Here is a 14,879-nt window from a genome sequence, read left to right on the forward strand (position 1 = left end):
CTAGGAGCTGTTCGGAGTTCGGATCTAGGGAGGTCCGGTGGCGGCCTGGACGTGGCTGGTAGAACTCGGATGTGGCGCGCTTCGATGTGACCGATGCCGAGTGGGCGTTGATTGAGCCGTATCTGCCGGTGGCGGCGACTGGGCCGTTGCCTCGGCGGGTGCGTGATCAGTTCAACGGGATCCTGTGGCGGTTTCGCACCGGATCTGGCTGGCGTGACGTTCCGGAACGGTACGGGCCGTGGTCCACGCTCTACTCCCGGTTCAATGGCTGGGCCAAGGCCGGGGTGTTTCAGGGGTTGATGGAGGCGCTGATCGCCGAGGCCGCCTCGCGGGGGCAGGTCGGGTTGGAGCTGGTCAGCGTGGACTCCACGATCGTGCGGGCGCATCAGGAGTCGGCCGGGTTGGCGATCGCCGGGGAGACCTTGGATGCGCTGGAGCAGGCGCTGACCGAGGAAAAGGGGGCTCCGCTGCCGGCGCAGCCGCCGGTGCTGCGAGTGATGCGCCGCAGGTCACACCCGGCGCGGATGACGCGGACGCATCGTCGGGCCACGATCGTGGCGCCAGGCGGCGACGCCGGAAGGCCCGGGCGAAGGTGGCCGGGCTTGGCCGATCCCGAGGCGGGTTGAGCAGCAAAATCCATGCCGCGGTCGACGCCGCTGGGCTGCCTCTGGCCTTCGTGCTCACGCCTGGGCAGGCCGCCGACTGCCCGCGGTTCATCACCGTCCTGAACAAGATCCGCATCCCCGCTCCGGCAGGGCGGCCCCGGACCCGCCCCGATGCCGTGGCCGCGGACAAGGCCTACTCCTCCAAAGCCAACCGTGTCCATCTGCGCCGCCGCCGCATCATCGCGGTCATCCCGGAGAAGAGTGATCAGCGGGCCAACCGAAAGAGGAAGGGCTCAGCCGGTGGGCGGCCCGTCGGCTTCGATCCAGGTCGTTACCGGCAGCGCAACACCGTCGAACGCTGTTTTCAGAAGATCAAGACCTGGCGTGGCCTGGCTACCCGATCCGACAAAGCCCCGGAAAGCTACGAGGCCGGACTCCATCTGCGAGGCTCGATCATGTGGTTGAAGTTACTCACCCTAGCCACATGATCCGAACTCCGAACAGCTCCTAGGACGCGTTCGCTGATCGGCAGCAGCTCGGCGTACAGGGCGCGGGCGGCGGGGCGTCACCCGCCTCCCCCGTCCAGCGGGCGAGGTTGGCGCGGACGGCCAGCGTGCTGGGGTGCTCGGGACCAAAGGTTTCGGCCTGGCTGGGCCGGCTGTCGGCGTCGATCCACCACACCAGCGCGTAGTCCAGACGGCGGCCGAAGGCGTACTGCAACGCCAGCTCGCTCTTACCGACACCGCCCAGCCCGACCACCGCCTGACTGATCACCCCCGCGCCGGTGCTGGCCTCAAGGGTGGCCGCCAGCAGGGCCAGAGCCTCGTCGCGGCCGACGAACCACGGCGCGGCAATCCCAGCAACCCGGCGGGCGCCTCGATCTGGGCCGGCGCCGGCAGGGGCGGCCTCCGCGCCGCGTGCAGGTCGCCCGTGACGATGGTGCCCGAGTTGTCCCGCACCGCGGCCGAGCGCGGCCCGCTCGCCTCCACCCGCGCACCCACGGGCTCAAGGGGAGAAGCGGCATCATCGTGGACACTCACAACCGCCACGATGGCCAAGCCCGCCACTCCGGGCAACTCCTTCCGCCGAATCCGGATCAGGCAGACGTTCAGGCGAAACACATCGGTCGCAGACAACACAGAACGTCGATTTCTTTACGGCGCCCCGGGTGGCGTCGCGGTCAAGGTGCTGCAGAGGGCATCGCCACGGGCGGGCACACCGGGCGCTCCCTGATCCTGGACCTGGTCTTGGCCCACCTACCGCCACCACGGTGCTACCGATGCTGCGCGAGCACGACCACGCCGGCCAGGCCGCCGAGGTGGCCTCCCCGGAAGCCACCGCCTGACTCTTCGGCACCTCGATCGCGTCGGCGAGGCCACGGACCCTTACCGCAGCTGCGATCGACGCGGCCCGATTGGCACCGCGCCGCTGCCCTTGCCCGACGAACTGCCCAGGGCGCTGCGCGCTCGACGACTTCTCCAGCCGGTCACCGGCGAGACCTCCAACGCCCAGCTCACCACCGCAAAGGCACCAAACCCCGCCGCACCACATAACCGGGCAACACAGCCACCACCCGGAATGTCACGAACGCCGCGAACACGAAGACCAGAACGTCGGGTGGCCCAGGGCGTCGCAGCCCTGGGCTCCCACAGAACCGTGCTTAACAGTCGCCCGTTACACGGCTCCTCTCACCATTTCCAGCAGAACTGGCGCTCCCACGCCCAGTGCTTGAACACAGCGGGGTCTCGATCGAGGAGCCCGGTCCACCAAGCCCTGAAACGTTCATGAGCGCGCAGCCGTCGGTATTTCTTCCTGGCCCACCGCATCAGGTAGGTGTTGCCGCGTCGTAGGAGTGGATATAGCTGCGACCGATAGAACCGGCCGTAATAGGTCATCCAGCCCACCAGGATGGGATTTATCCACCGGGCGAGCTCATCGAGGTCGTACCTGCCGCGCATGTGGATCCGCCAGGAGCGGACCAGTTGACTCATGGCCTTGAGGGCCTCCGCGCCGACCGCGGACAGGAAGGAGGTGAACGCCTTCCCATCCGGATAGCGGGCCTTGCGGGGGCCGAAGGTGTAGCCGAGAAAAGTGAACGAGGTCTGCTCGAACGAGGTCTGCTCGAACGAGGTCTGCTCGAACGAGCCACGTCGCCGCGAGTCCCGGCAATACACGATCTTGGTCTTGTCGGGATGCAGCCGCAGCCCGGCCTGTTCCATCCTCTCGGCGAGCGCGGCCAGCACCTGGCGGGCCTGACGCTCGGTCACGCAGTGCACCACCGCATCATCCGCGTAGCGCTCGAACTCCGCGGTCGGGAACTCGCGTTCCAGCCAGGAATCGAACGCATAGTGCATGAACAGGTTAGCCAGGACGGGCGAGAGCGCCGACCCCTGCGGGGTTCCCCGGTGCCGCTCGACCAAGGTGCCATCAGCCTGCTGGATGGGAGCGGCCAGCCACCGCTTCACATACAGCAGCACCCAGCGCTGGTCGGTGGTGATGTTGGCCTGCACCGCCTTGACCATCAGGTCCCACGGCACGCTGTCGAAGAACTTCTCCACATCAAGGTCGATGATCCAGTCCTTGCTCCAGCACCGCTGACGGCACTTGGCCACCGCATCCAGCGCGGACCGGCGCGGCCGATACCCGTAGGACTCGTCATGGAAGATCGACTCTGTGCGGGCCTCCAGCGCCAGCGGCGCCACCGTCTGCGCCACGCGATCGCCCACGGCCGGCACCCCCAACGTTCGGGTGCCTCCCCCGGGCTTGGGAATCTCCACCGCCATCACCGCAGGCGGGAAGTAGGTCCCCGACTACATCCGATTCCAGATCTTGAACAGGTTGTTCCGCAGATCGGACCCGAACGCCTCGATGGACTCCTTGTCCACCCCCCATTACAGGAGCTTCATCACTACTACGAGCCGGTCCGCCAGCGGACGCCGCGACAGTACTCAACGCCTCACGGTTCCTGCCGCCCGGCGCGCTCCCTGTCGCCACCCAAGCCGCACGCGACCTGGGCAGCGGTATCGACGTCCGCCTTCCCACGTTCCATGCAGAAGCCGCAGACCGGACTCGCGCCGCCTCCATGCCGGACACCGCCTGGCCAATAGACGGGCACCCGCCAGGCTCATCCCGGGCCCATTCAACCGACCCGGTTTCGATGTCATCTACTTGTTACGACACGTCATCAGCGGTTCGCTCGCGCTCGCCGTCCCGGTCCCCACCTGACGCATCACGTGCGCCTTTCCCCCAACGCTCACCACGACGGTCTTCAGCCAACGCAGCTTGGGGCGGTTTGACGCCTCCCCCCGCACGGCGACGCCGAAGGGCCAGACCATCATCTCCTGCACAGCACCACATCCAGCGAGATCACCTACACAACAACCTCACCTTCTGCGCTCGTGGCGCACATAAAGAACAAGCTCAGAGCCAGCTGGTGTCCTGAACCAGGGTCTCTAGCTCGTTGATGAGGCGCGTCACGTGGAATCCGTCTGCCACGGCGTGATGTACCTGCGCCGCGACGGGAAGTCGCACACGGCCCTCTCGCTCGATGTAACGACCGAGCGTGAAGATCGGCGACAGGTGGTCCCAGTCATTGTCGATGTTGAGGTTGAATGCGGTGAAGGACGCCCACGGGATGCTGGAGATGTCGAAGGCGTTGGGGGGCCGGAACCCTTGCGGAACGAATTCGGTGGCCTGACTGTGCTTGGCGAGCAGCGGGGCGGCGACATCGTGGAACGCGCCGAAATCGGGGTCGTATTCAGCGAACACGCCCGCGAAAGTCTCGAGTTCGGGGTTGAAGACCGTGAAGGCCGGGTGCACGACGGGCCATACTGCCGGGGTGCCCTCCTCGGTGAGGCACATCTTGAACTCATCGTGCCGGTTGACGATCGTGGCGAGCGCCCAGACCTGCGCGATGTACGACTTGCGCGGTGATTGCCGCAGCGCGGCGACGAACGCGGTGACGTCGATTTCGAAGGTCATTGAGTATGTGCAGGGAACGCGCCGGAAGTGGTGGAAGTGCTGTTGCCGCGGCCACGTGTCCATGTTGAGGGGTTCGGGGGCATGATCCATGTGATGGATCATGCCAGTGCTTTCTCGGCGCGGCTATGGGTTACGACGGTTTGGGATGATGCTTCACTTCATGCACCAATTTGCGCCTGGTCTTGCCCTGGTTTGGTGGACATCTGATCTCTGAGGAACCCTGGTTCCCGAAAGAAGGAGTTCACTGTGCCGAACAACTATCCGCCGGAGTCTCGCCGGCAGATGGTTGGTTTCTAGCGAGTGAGTTGGCCCCATCTACGGCCGACGGATTCGCATGATCATCGCAACACGCGGTCATTCGACTGTTGCGACGATCTTAGCGAACAGCTCGGCGGGCACTTGCCAGTCGAGGGTCTTACGCGGGCGGTTGTTGAGTTCCGCAGCGACGAAGGCGAGGTCTTCGGCGCTGTAGATCGACAGGTCGCTGCCCTGGCGAGGGGCTACGGGCTCCGCCGTGCTGGAGGCGGGCCCGCACCCCGATGCACGATCTTCGCATCCCGTGACCACGCCACCGCGTCGCCGATGACACGACACCCGAAGGGATTCTTCGTGGCCGTCCCTCACACCATCGGCTACCACCCGTACCACTGCCTCAGCAGGCTCTCACCGGCAGGGCATCAAGGGCACCCGTAACGACCGGTCGTCGGTCCGCCGCTCTGGCTGCCTCCGCCCGGGAGGTCGCCGAGCGGGCCACCTCGATGGTGGCCGTCTACTCCCGGCCGGACGGGGCGGTGGAGGACGCGACGGCGCTGCTGCGGCAGGCGCAGCGGCTGCTGGAGCGGGCCATGATCGCGCAGCGCGCGGCCGGGATCTCCTGGGAGGAGATCGGCGCGGCCTCGGGCGTGCGCTCCAGCCTGCCCATGCCTCAGACCTGCCCGAGTGCAGACGCGGCAGGCGCGCCAGCCGTAGCGCCGGGCGCGGCCGGACCGGCAGCAGGCGTGAGCGCATCGGTGAGGGATGCGGCCCGGCTGGTGGGAGGAACTGCGGGAACGGGGGTGGCCAGGTGCCGGGTGAGCGAGGTCGCCGCGGTGGTGGCACCGGCCACGATCAGCAGCACGGTCTCGGGCGTATACCCGAAGTAGAGCAGGAACGCCGTGAAGCGCATCACGAGGATGAGGACGCCGATCCCGGCACGCGGGGGGCGCAAGCGGAGGGAGAGCATCGGGGAGGACCACCTGCCTTCGACAAGGACGTCGACCACGGAACAGGCCCGCCGGATCGGTGATCCCCGCACGGCGCCAACCGGCACGGGATCGCGGGCGTTGAGCCCATGATGACCCACTTCACGAAGGCCGGTCGGGCGGCCGGGCAGACGAGCGCGGCCGCGTGCGACGGTGGCGTTCGCCGGAGTTCACGGGTGTTCGGAAACGCTCGGACTCGTGCCCGATCTGTGCGGGCCCGCGCGAAAACGGAAGACCCCGCCATCGGTCCGAAATGACCGTGTTCAATGGGAGGGCAGTGCAAGAGTCGTTGAACAATCCGGCACCTTGCGATGCACGTTGCACGGCATGAGGAGAACGATGGCGTGCAGCCCGGGGAATCCGCCTCGACCACGGAACACCTCGACCGTAACAGGGGCCCGCTGCGCCAACAGCGGGCCCCACCTCCCCGACTCGGCACCTCATCACGCGGACACCAGCGCCCCACCCGGACGGACCACACAGCGCAGAGCGCCTCCTCCAGCACGTTGCCGACCAGCGCAGCATGAACAACGCCGCCCCGTCCCAGCCGGCGAAGGTGGCCTGCCGCACCAGCCCCGGCCCGCGCCGTACGGCGACCTCGACGGTGAAGCCGTCCTCACCGATCTCTCTCCGGCCAACAGCACGTTCACGTGCTGGCCGTCGCCGACTGGCCGGGCCGGCCGGTACCCGTGGGTGCCCTTGCCCTGGTAGCGCTGGTCGCGGGCGTAGATGACCGCTGGTTTTCCGTCGCCCAGGGTGCGGCGGTCCAGCTCGAACAGCGCTGTCGCGGCGATCAGATCGCTGAGTTTGGCGTAGCCGTAGGTGCGGGCGTCGAAGTCGGGTTGCTGCTTGGTGATGATGTGTCCAATGTTGGTCAGGCCCGCCCATCCGTCGTCGTCGGAGTATGCCTCCACGGCGTTGCGCAGGAGGTTTACCAGGGCCGTGTCGCCCTTGAGGTTCGCGGCTGAGGTGCGCCGGGCCGGAGCAATTGCCGTACCGGTGGGCAGGGCGGCGGTGGAGGCTGCTGAGCTTCACGGCGACAGGCCGCCGACGACCGGGGGTCCCTGATGCCTAGCCTGGCCAGGCTCCCAGGCGCCGAACTCGCTGACGATGACGGATAGGCCCGGATATCTGCGGTCGTCAGCCGAGCAGGAACGTGCGTGCTTGTTCGGCCACCGGTTCGGGTGCCATCCAGAATGCGGAATGGTCCTGGTCAGCAAGGGTGAGCACGGTGACATCGGGCAGGAGTGCGGCCAGTGCGTAGGCGCCCTTGCGGATGAATTCCTCACCTTTGCCGCCGACGGCCACCGCGATCGGCACCTTGATCGACCAGCGGTCGGTCGGCAGCGGCTTGCCGTCCTGCAGGCCGCGCACGATCCGGCCGTCGTAGGCGTAGGTGTGGGCGTAGGCGGCCATGGCATCCCAGGAGGGGTCCTGCTTCATCGCGGGGATGTACTCGGCCGGTACGCGGATCATCTCGGTCATGAAGTATTCGACGGCCTCGCTGCGCTTGCCCGCCGCGACCAGGGCCTCCTGGTGCTCGGCGTAGCCGGCGGGTGCCGGCGGGCGGGAGTCGTCGACGATGAAGGGCGGCTCGTAGAGGTAGAGCCCGGTTACTTTGCCGCCCAGTGAGGATGCCGCGTCGAGGGTGATCGCGCAGCCGCCGGATCCACTGGTCAGGGCCGCGGAGCCGCCTGCGATGTCGATCAGCGCGGCGATGTCGTCGATCTCGCGGGCGGGGTCGTAGGGCTGGGGGTCGCCGCTGGCGCCGCGGCCGCGGCGGTCGAAGCTGATTACGGTGAAGTGTTCGGACAGCGCCTTGGCCACGCCCGCGACACCGGTGTGGTCTTCGGCGACGTTGCTGATCACGATGATCGCGGGGCCGGAACCGGCCTTTTCGTAGGCGATCGTCGTGCCGTCGGCGGAGGTGACGGTGGAAAGGTCTGTCATGATCGTTTCTCCTTCGGTTGTCGGTGCGTGTGGATGGGCGCCGTGCCCGGTGTCCGGCAGGCCGCCGAGCCGGTCGAGGGCCTCGGCGTACCTTTCGGCCATGTGCAGTTCGACGGCGTGCTGTAGCGCCTGGAGGCCGGGCAAACTCGCGGCGACCTCGACGGTGCGGCCTTCGCCGGCCGGGATGAAGGTGACCGCGGTCGGGAAGGTGCCCGTGCCGATAACGATCCCGCTTCTGCGCAGGTGACCGCCCTGGTTCAGGGGCGGCGGTAGCACAGGGCGACGGCGCCTGTGGCGGGGATGGTGGTGGCGTGGGACAGCTGCCATGTCGAGGCGAGGCCGTCGGGCAGCAGGCGCACTCCGCCGCCGAGGGTCGCCGGGACCACGGTCATATGGAGCTCGTCGATCAGGTCGGCCTTGAGCAGCGCCTTGATGATGCTGGCGCTGTTGATAACGAGGATGTCGCGGCCCGGCGCGGTCTTGAGGGAGCGCACCTCGGCTTCGAGGTCGCGGGAGATTCGGGCGTTGCTCCATTCCGTCTTGTCCAGGTCGGTTTGCTGCAGGGTGGTGGAGATGACCACCTTCTCGACCGTGGCGAGCCAGTTGCCCAGGTCACGGGTGCGGGCCGAGCTGCTGGGGTCGCTGGTCAGGCCGGGCCAGACGGAGGTGAAGCCCTCCCAGTTGATGCGGCCGACGACCGCCGTGCTCACCCCGCGCCAGATCCCCTCGTACATGAGCTCGCTCTGCTCGCTGGTGATGTGCGCCATTGCCCAGTTCATGTCGTCCTCGGGGCCGGTGCTGGTGTATCCGTCCATCGAGACGACGGCGTCGGCGATGACCTTGCGCTGCTGTTCGGTGTTCTCAGGCATGGAGGTTCCTTCTCATCATTCAGGGGTGTCTCGTTGCGGTGTGGTCGGGCGAGTCTGCGGCGAGCTTGTCGAGGCTCTGGCCGAAGCGGATCTCGATACCGGACGTGTGCGCCGGGTCGTGTGCCGTCACTGGTTTGCGCGGTTGCGGTCGTACAGCAGGCAGATCGCGCTGCTGTCGGTGGTGTGGGCGGCGGTGAGCGACCATGAGGCGGCCGTGCCGTCGGGGAACAGACGGGCGCCGCCGCCGAGGAGTTCGGGGCACTGGGTGATGCTGAGCCGGTCGACCTCGTCGGCCTCCAGCAGTTGCCGGATGACGCTGCTGCTGGCCAGGACAATGATGTCGCCGCCTTCCTCTTTCCTGAGCTGTTTGACGGCGGTGGCCGGGTCGGTGGTGGCCAGGCGCGCGTTGTCCCAGTCCGTCTGCCCGAGGGTGCCGGAGAAGACGATCTTGTCCACGTCGTTGAGCCAGCGCGCGAAGGTGCGGTCATCGGGGTCGGCGTCCTCATCGTCGGCGACGGCGGGCCAGAAACCGGCGAATCCCTCGTAGTTCTTACGGCCGAGCAGGGCAGTGGTGGCTGTGCCGGTGACGGCGACCATGTGCGAGCGGGCGCCCCGGGTGAGGGCGTGCGGGACGACCCAGCTTCCGTCGTATTCGCCGCCCGGGCCCGTGACGCGACCGTCGAGGGACAGGGCGATGTTGGCGACGACGGTACGCGGACGGCGGATGTGTTCGGTGGTCATCACTGACCCTTTCGGTGGCCGGCGGGTGATGTGCCGGCGCTCGTTGCCGGTGTGACCAGGTTGTCTTGCCGGGTGGCATGCTGTCGTCGTCAGACTTGGTGAGATCGAGTCCGGGCTTGGGGGCGAGGTGGGGATGGTCGGGTCGGCTGCCGGCCTGGTCCTGGTCGGCCGGCACAGGCACAGTGCCGCGATCTTGGCGGCGTATGAGCGGGCTCGCTCGCGTCGGCCGGTCACCGTCCTGGTCTGTGGTGAGGCGGGGATCGGCAAGTCCCGGCTGGTGGCCGCCGTGACGTGGGATCTGCCTGGTGAGCCGCTGGTTCTGGCGGGGGGTTGTCTAGAACTGGGTGCGGAGGGCGCTCCGTACGTGCCGTTCGTCGCCATCGTGCGCGAACTCGTCCGCCGGCTCGGCCGCGAGCGGGTGCGGGCTCTGCTGCCGCAGGCGGGATCGGTGCTCGGTGATTGGCTGCCGGACCTTGGTCCGGCGCCGCGGCAGTACGCGCGGATCAGGCTGCTGGAGGAGATGCTGGCATTGATCAGCCGGGTGTCGGAGATCCTGCCGGTCGTCGTCGTGATCGAGGACCTGCACTGGGCTGATGCCTCCAGCCGGGAGCTGTTCGCCTACCTGGCCCGCAATCTGGCGGGCAGTGCCGTCCTGCTGATCGGTACGGTCCGTACCGGCGAGCTCGCCGCGGGACACCCGAACCGCAGGCTGCTGGCCGAGCTGAGCCGCGGCGGCGACGTGGTACGCCTGGTTCTGGACCCACTGGAGCACGAGCACGTGGCCGAGTTGCTCGCGCTGCTCGACGGGCGGCCGCCGGAGCGGTCGCGGAGCGTCCGGATCCACCGGCGTAGCGGCGGCAACCCGCTGTTCGTCGAGGCGCTGCGCAGCGCCGATGAGGCGGCGGCCGACGACCTGAGAACCCTGTTGCTCGATCGGATCACCAGCCTGCCCGACCCCGCACGCGAGGTGATGGCGATGCTGGCGGTGGCCGGCGCCGACGTGACCGACGAGATCCTGTACGAGATCGCCACCATGCCGGAGGAACTGCTGGTGTCGGCCCTGACCGATCTGGCCGGGCGGGAACTCGTGACGGCCGGCGAAGAGGGGTATGCGGTCCGGCACGACCTGATCCGGGAGGCGGTGTACGCGTCGCTGCTGCCGGCCAAGCGGCGTCGCATGCACGCCCGGTACGCCGGCGCACTCGATTGCCGCGCGGCCGGAAGTGCCGCGCTGGCAGAGCACTGGACGGCTGCCGGGGAGTTTGCGCGCGCATTGCCGGCCGCATGGCGAGCTGCCGAGCGCGCCGGCCGCCAGAACGCCTACGACGAGCAGCTCCACCTCCTCGAAATGGTACTGACGCAATGGACGCGGGTCGCCGACCCGCCACAGCTCATCGGCGCCGACCGTACGGCCGTGCTGGAACAGGCGGCCTCAGCGGCCTTCGCAGCGGGCAAGTCCGCGGTCGGCATCGCCCACTGCACCGCGGCGTTGGACATGCTCGACCCGGCGATGGATGCGCACCGCGTGGCCGGGCTGCTCGGCCTGCGCGGCCGCATGCAGAACCGCACTGACGGCACCGGAGCACACGACTTGGAGCGCGCGGTCACGCTGCTGCCACCGGGCCGGTCGGACGCCTCGGACGCGCTGCGTAGCCGCCTGCTGTCCGCTCTGGGCTTCATCGGCGTCGTGGCACATCATCCCGACCGGGTACGGCACCACGCGGCCGAGGCGCTGCGCATCGCCGAGCGGCTCGACGACGACCGGCTGCGAGCGCCGGCCCTGCTGATAGCGGCCCAGCTCGACGGCACCGCCGGGGAGCTGGAATCGGCCAGACGCACCTTCGGTGAGGCCCGCCGCATCGCCGAGGCGGCCGGGGACGAGCACACCTTCCTGACCACTTTCCAATGGGAGGCGGATGCCATCGAGGCCTGCGGCCAGTATGCGCAGGCGGCGGACATGGCCCACGCCGGGCAGCAGGCCGCGCAACGGCTCGGCCAGGCCCGATCCCGCGGCAGCATGCTCGCCGCGGCACGCGCCTTCCCCCTGACGTTCCTGGGCCGATGGGACGAGGCCCTCGCGGTCGTCCAAGACGCGCTCGCTGAAGGCCCGCCACCACTCTACGCCGCGTTCCTGCGCCTGGCAGCCGCCGACATCGCGCGCTGCCGAGGCGAGATCGGCCGGTTCGAGACACTGCTGCGTCAGCTGACGGAGTTCGCCCGGCACACGCTCGCGGCGACCGAGGTCAAAGCCGGCCTGGCCCTGCAGCGGATTGCCTGGGCGCTCGACCAAGGTGACCCGGACTTGGCCGATCGCATCCTCGGCGAGCATCTGGCGCCGCCACCCGCCTGGCCGCCGCACTACCTGCTGCGGCTCGCCGTGCTCGGGGCCCGGGTGCAGCGCATACGACGGAGCTCGGCCCCGCGCAACCGGCAGGTCGCCCACCACAGCGCCGACCGGCTCGCCGACCTCGACCGCATGATTGCCACCGTGCGGCCCGCCGCACCGACGCTCACCGCCTACGGCCTCACCTTCCACGCGACAGCCACTTCTGACAACTTGCCCGCCTGGGACCAGGCCGCCGCGGCCTGGCGCGACCTCGGCAACCGCTACGAGACCGCGGCCGTGCTGACCGATGCGGCAAGCACCGCCCTGGCGACCAACAACCGGCCCGGCGCCCGCTCCCGACTTCGCGAGGCGCACGCCATCGCCACCGATCTGGGCGCTGAACCGCTGCTCGCACGCATCAACGACCTCACCGACCGTGGCCGCCTCGGCGACGCGGCCACGGCCCCGGCGCGTCGCGTCTTCGATCTGACCCGCCGCGAACTGGACGTGCTGCGCCTGCTCGCCCACGGACGATCCAATCCCCAGATCGCCGGGGAGTTGTTCATCACCACCAACACCGTCGCCACCCATGTGGCCAGAATCCTCACCAAGCTTGGCGTCTCCACCCGCACAGAGGCCGCCACCCGAGCCCACCAAGCCGGCATCTTCGACACCTGACAGTAAGCTGGGCCCCATCAAGCAGGGGATCCTGGAATCGGCCATAACGTTCAGCTTCCAGGTCACCGACGCCACTGACCGCGGTCTGCTTATCTGGACCGCAAGCGGCCGACGGCCATGAGCTGCATCGATGACGCCGTGGTATCCAGAGGCATGGACCGAGGCTTCGGCCAGACGGTTTACCGTCATCTGTCTTCGGTCGCTCATGGCGCCGAGGCCGGGCTCGTCGGCTCGCTGCTCGAGATAGCGGTCGCAGGCACGCATATGACATTCGGCAAGAACGCTGACTGAGCGTTTGGTCCTGGGTGTGGTTGGTTTGCCCTGCTTCCGGAGCGCTGCGTCGTGAGGCTGTAGTTACTGGTGGGTCTGCCGCTGCAACTGGGACGACAGAGGGGCACTTCGCTCACAAACCTCCTGTCTCATCCCAGAATGCCCAGCTCACAGGGCTTTGTCCTGGTGGCCAAGCCCGCCCGGGCGCGGTACATCGGAAACATGACTCCACCCGGCAGCTACCCCAGCGACCTGTCCGACGAACGCTGGGAGCTGATCGCGCCCATCCTGAACGCCTGGCGAGCCGAGCGCCGGGGCCAGGGCCTCGACATCGGCCGCCCGCCCGAACACGACCTACGCCACGTCATGAACGCGATCTTGTACGTAGACCGCACCGGCATCCCCTGACGCTACCTACCCCACGACCTCCCGCCCTGGGCCACGGTGTACGGCTACTTCGCCAAATGGCAGCACGACGGCATCTTCACCCAGCTGTCCGGGCTGCTACGCGCCCTCGTCCGCACCCAGCAAGGCCGCGATCCGGAACCGACCGCCTGCATCCTGGACTCCCAGACCATCAAGACCTCCGCCAACGTCCCGCTCTCGCAGCAGGCACAGACGCAGGCGAACGCATCATCGGCCGCAAACGCCATATCGGCACCGACACCCTCGGCCTGCTGCTGACCGTCCTGGTGACCGCAGCCAGCGTCTCCGACACCGCCGCCGGCACCCGGCTACTGACCCGCATCGCCGCAGCCCACCCCCGCATTCGCAAAGCCTGGGTGGACTCCGGCTACCGCACCACCGCCATCAACCACGGCGCCCGCCTGGGCATCGACGTGCACCCCGTCCACCGCCCACCCGGAACCAGAGGCTTCACGATCATCCCGCGACGCTGGTGCGTGGAGCGGACCTTCGGCTGGCTCATGCACCACCGGCGGCTGGCCCGCGACTACGAGACCCACCCGCACCGCTCCGACGCCATGATCCACCTCGCCATGATCGACCTCATGGCACGCAGACTCACCGGCCAAGCCACACCGAACTGGCGCGGAACCTAACCCAGGACCAAACACCAATCAACCGACCAAACGCTCAGTGAGCAGCACGCGAAGCACTTCATCGTTCCAGTGCTCGTCCATGTGTCCATGGCCGAGCGCTTCATCGCCCACTTCGCTGGAGCACGGTCTGGTGGAACCCCGCGCGTGACGATGCACTCAGCTTCTGGGTCGACCACGCCCCCCGCGAGGCAACGGCAGTGCCAGACGAGACCGGCGACGAGCAGGCAGGGAATACCGCACCCTTGGAATAGGTGCTCTGCCCCAGTAAATGATCAAGTGATGGGCATCGGGCAGATCGTCGTGCCCGGCACGCCGCGCGACTCGCTGTACATCCTGGACTGCCTGATCAACATCGACGCCGGGCTGAAACCCGAGCTGGTCACGACCGACCAGGCATCCGATTCGGACACGGTATTCGGGATCTTCTCCATGCTCGGCTACCGGTTCGCACCGCGCTTCGCCGACCTGGGCGACCAGCGCTTCTGACGCGCCGACCTGCCCGACGGCACGACGCCGGCGTATGGGCCGCTGGAGGCGATCGCCCGCAACAAGATCAACAGGCGGAAGATCACTACGCAGTGGGCGGACATGACCCGGGTGGCCGGATCGCTGGTGACCACCAGGTGCGCGCCTACGACCTGCTGCACATGTTCGCCCGCAACGGGCGCCCGACCCCGCTGGGGCAGGCCTTCGCCGAGTACGGCCGCATCGACAAGACCCTGCACCTGCTGTCGATTCTGGACCCGATCGACGACACCTACCGTCGCAAGCTCAACAAACAGCTCACCGTGCAGGAGTCGAGGCACCGGCTCGCCCGTAGGATCTGTCACGGCAACGGCGGGCAGATCCGGAAGGCGTATCGGGAGGGCCAAGAAGATCAACTCGCCGCGTTGGGGCTGGTCGTCAATGCGGTCGCGCTGTGGAATTCCAGGTACCTGTCGGCCGCCGTCGACCTGCTGCGCGCCCAGGGCGTCCCGGTCAAGGATGAGGACGCTGCCCGGCTCAGTCCGCTCGGGCACGCCCACCTGAATGTCCTGAGCCGCTACGCCATCTCCTCCTCCGCCCCCGCCGAATGCCTACGCCAGCTCGGCGAGATCCCTGAGCTGTCCGATGGCGAGGGCGCAGTGGATGAGGAGGGCGTATAGAAAGCGCTTGGC

General features: G+C 68.1%; 10 protein-coding genes and 5 pseudogenes. 5 read left to right on the forward strand and 10 right to left on the reverse strand.

Annotated features, from left to right (window positions below):
* Positions 1-71 precede the first annotated feature (71 nt).
* Positions 72-1,093, forward strand: a pseudogene (locus FVE25_RS40525) (IS5 family transposase).
* Between the two features lie 19 nt (positions 1,094-1,112).
* On the opposite strand, the gene FVE25_RS40530 reads toward FVE25_RS40525, so the two are convergent.
* The 10 genes and pseudogenes from FVE25_RS40530 to FVE25_RS40570 all read right to left on the reverse strand — a co-directional run bounded on the left by FVE25_RS40530 (position 1,113) and on the right by FVE25_RS40570 (position 9,387).
* Positions 1,113-1,379 carry a hypothetical protein gene (locus FVE25_RS40530; protein WP_157252822.1) on the reverse strand — a complete coding sequence of 89 codons (267 nt, stop codon included), beginning with the start codon at positions 1,377-1,379 and terminating at the stop codon, positions 1,113-1,115.
* Between the two features lie 914 nt (positions 1,380-2,293).
* Positions 2,294-3,400: pseudogene (gene ltrA / locus FVE25_RS40535) on the reverse strand (group II intron reverse transcriptase/maturase); the annotation flags it as partial.
* Positions 3,401-4,025: 625 nt separating this feature from the next.
* Positions 4,026-4,688, reverse strand: coding sequence for a CatA-like O-acetyltransferase (locus FVE25_RS40540; RefSeq protein WP_343046179.1), 663 nt, complete (start codon positions 4,686-4,688; stop codon positions 4,026-4,028).
* A gap of 252 nt (positions 4,689-4,940) precedes the next feature.
* Positions 4,941-5,078: pseudogene (locus FVE25_RS55670) on the reverse strand (IS30 family transposase); the annotation flags it as partial.
* Between the two features lie 277 nt (positions 5,079-5,355).
* Entirely contained in the window at positions 5,356-5,508 is a 153-nt protein-coding gene (locus tag FVE25_RS40545; protein WP_157252824.1) for a hypothetical protein, read from the reverse strand.
* A gap of 3 nt (positions 5,509-5,511) precedes the next feature.
* On the reverse strand, positions 5,512-5,808 hold the full coding sequence (locus tag FVE25_RS40550) for a hypothetical protein (RefSeq protein ID WP_157252825.1): 297 nt from the start codon (positions 5,806-5,808) through the stop codon (positions 5,512-5,514).
* 462 nt (positions 5,809-6,270) lie between these two features.
* Complete coding sequence (locus FVE25_RS40555; RefSeq protein ID WP_246268221.1) at positions 6,271-6,741, reverse strand: OST-HTH/LOTUS domain-containing protein; 471 nt, start codon at positions 6,739-6,741, stop codon at positions 6,271-6,273.
* A 226-nt stretch (positions 6,742-6,967) separates the two neighbouring features.
* On the reverse strand, positions 6,968-8,053 hold the full coding sequence (locus tag FVE25_RS40560; RefSeq protein WP_219825870.1) for an alpha/beta fold hydrolase: 1,086 nt from the start codon (positions 8,051-8,053) through the stop codon (positions 6,968-6,970).
* Complete coding sequence (locus tag FVE25_RS40565; protein WP_157252826.1) at positions 8,035-8,646, reverse strand: dihydrofolate reductase family protein; 612 nt, start codon at positions 8,644-8,646, stop codon at positions 8,035-8,037. Before FVE25_RS40565 ends, FVE25_RS40560 begins: the two co-directional genes overlap by 19 nt.
* 126 nt (positions 8,647-8,772) lie before the next feature.
* A complete protein-coding gene (locus FVE25_RS40570; protein WP_157252827.1) occupies positions 8,773-9,387 on the reverse strand; it encodes a dihydrofolate reductase family protein in 615 nt (204 codons plus the stop codon).
* A gap of 133 nt (positions 9,388-9,520) precedes the next feature.
* Here FVE25_RS40570 and FVE25_RS40575 point away from each other — a divergent pair, with 133 nt between their 5' ends.
* The 4 genes and pseudogenes from FVE25_RS40575 to FVE25_RS40590 all read left to right on the forward strand — a co-directional run.
* The gene (locus FVE25_RS40575; protein WP_157252828.1) at positions 9,521-12,391 is read left to right on the forward strand and encodes a helix-turn-helix transcriptional regulator; all 2,871 of its coding nucleotides are present in this window, start codon (positions 9,521-9,523) and stop codon (positions 12,389-12,391) included.
* 117 nt (positions 12,392-12,508) lie between these two features.
* Complete coding sequence (locus tag FVE25_RS40580; RefSeq protein WP_157252829.1) at positions 12,509-12,682, forward strand: hypothetical protein; 174 nt, start codon at positions 12,509-12,511, stop codon at positions 12,680-12,682.
* A 201-nt stretch (positions 12,683-12,883) separates the two neighbouring features.
* Positions 12,884-13,722 (forward strand): annotated as a pseudogene (locus tag FVE25_RS40585) (IS5 family transposase).
* A gap of 264 nt (positions 13,723-13,986) precedes the next feature.
* Positions 13,987-14,867: pseudogene (locus tag FVE25_RS40590) on the forward strand (Tn3 family transposase); the annotation flags it as partial.
* Positions 14,868-14,879: the final 12 nt, after the last annotated feature.

This window comes from Nonomuraea typhae (assembly GCF_009760925.1).
GTDB classification, from domain to species: Bacteria; Actinomycetota; Actinomycetes; order Streptosporangiales; family Streptosporangiaceae; genus Nonomuraea; species Nonomuraea typhae.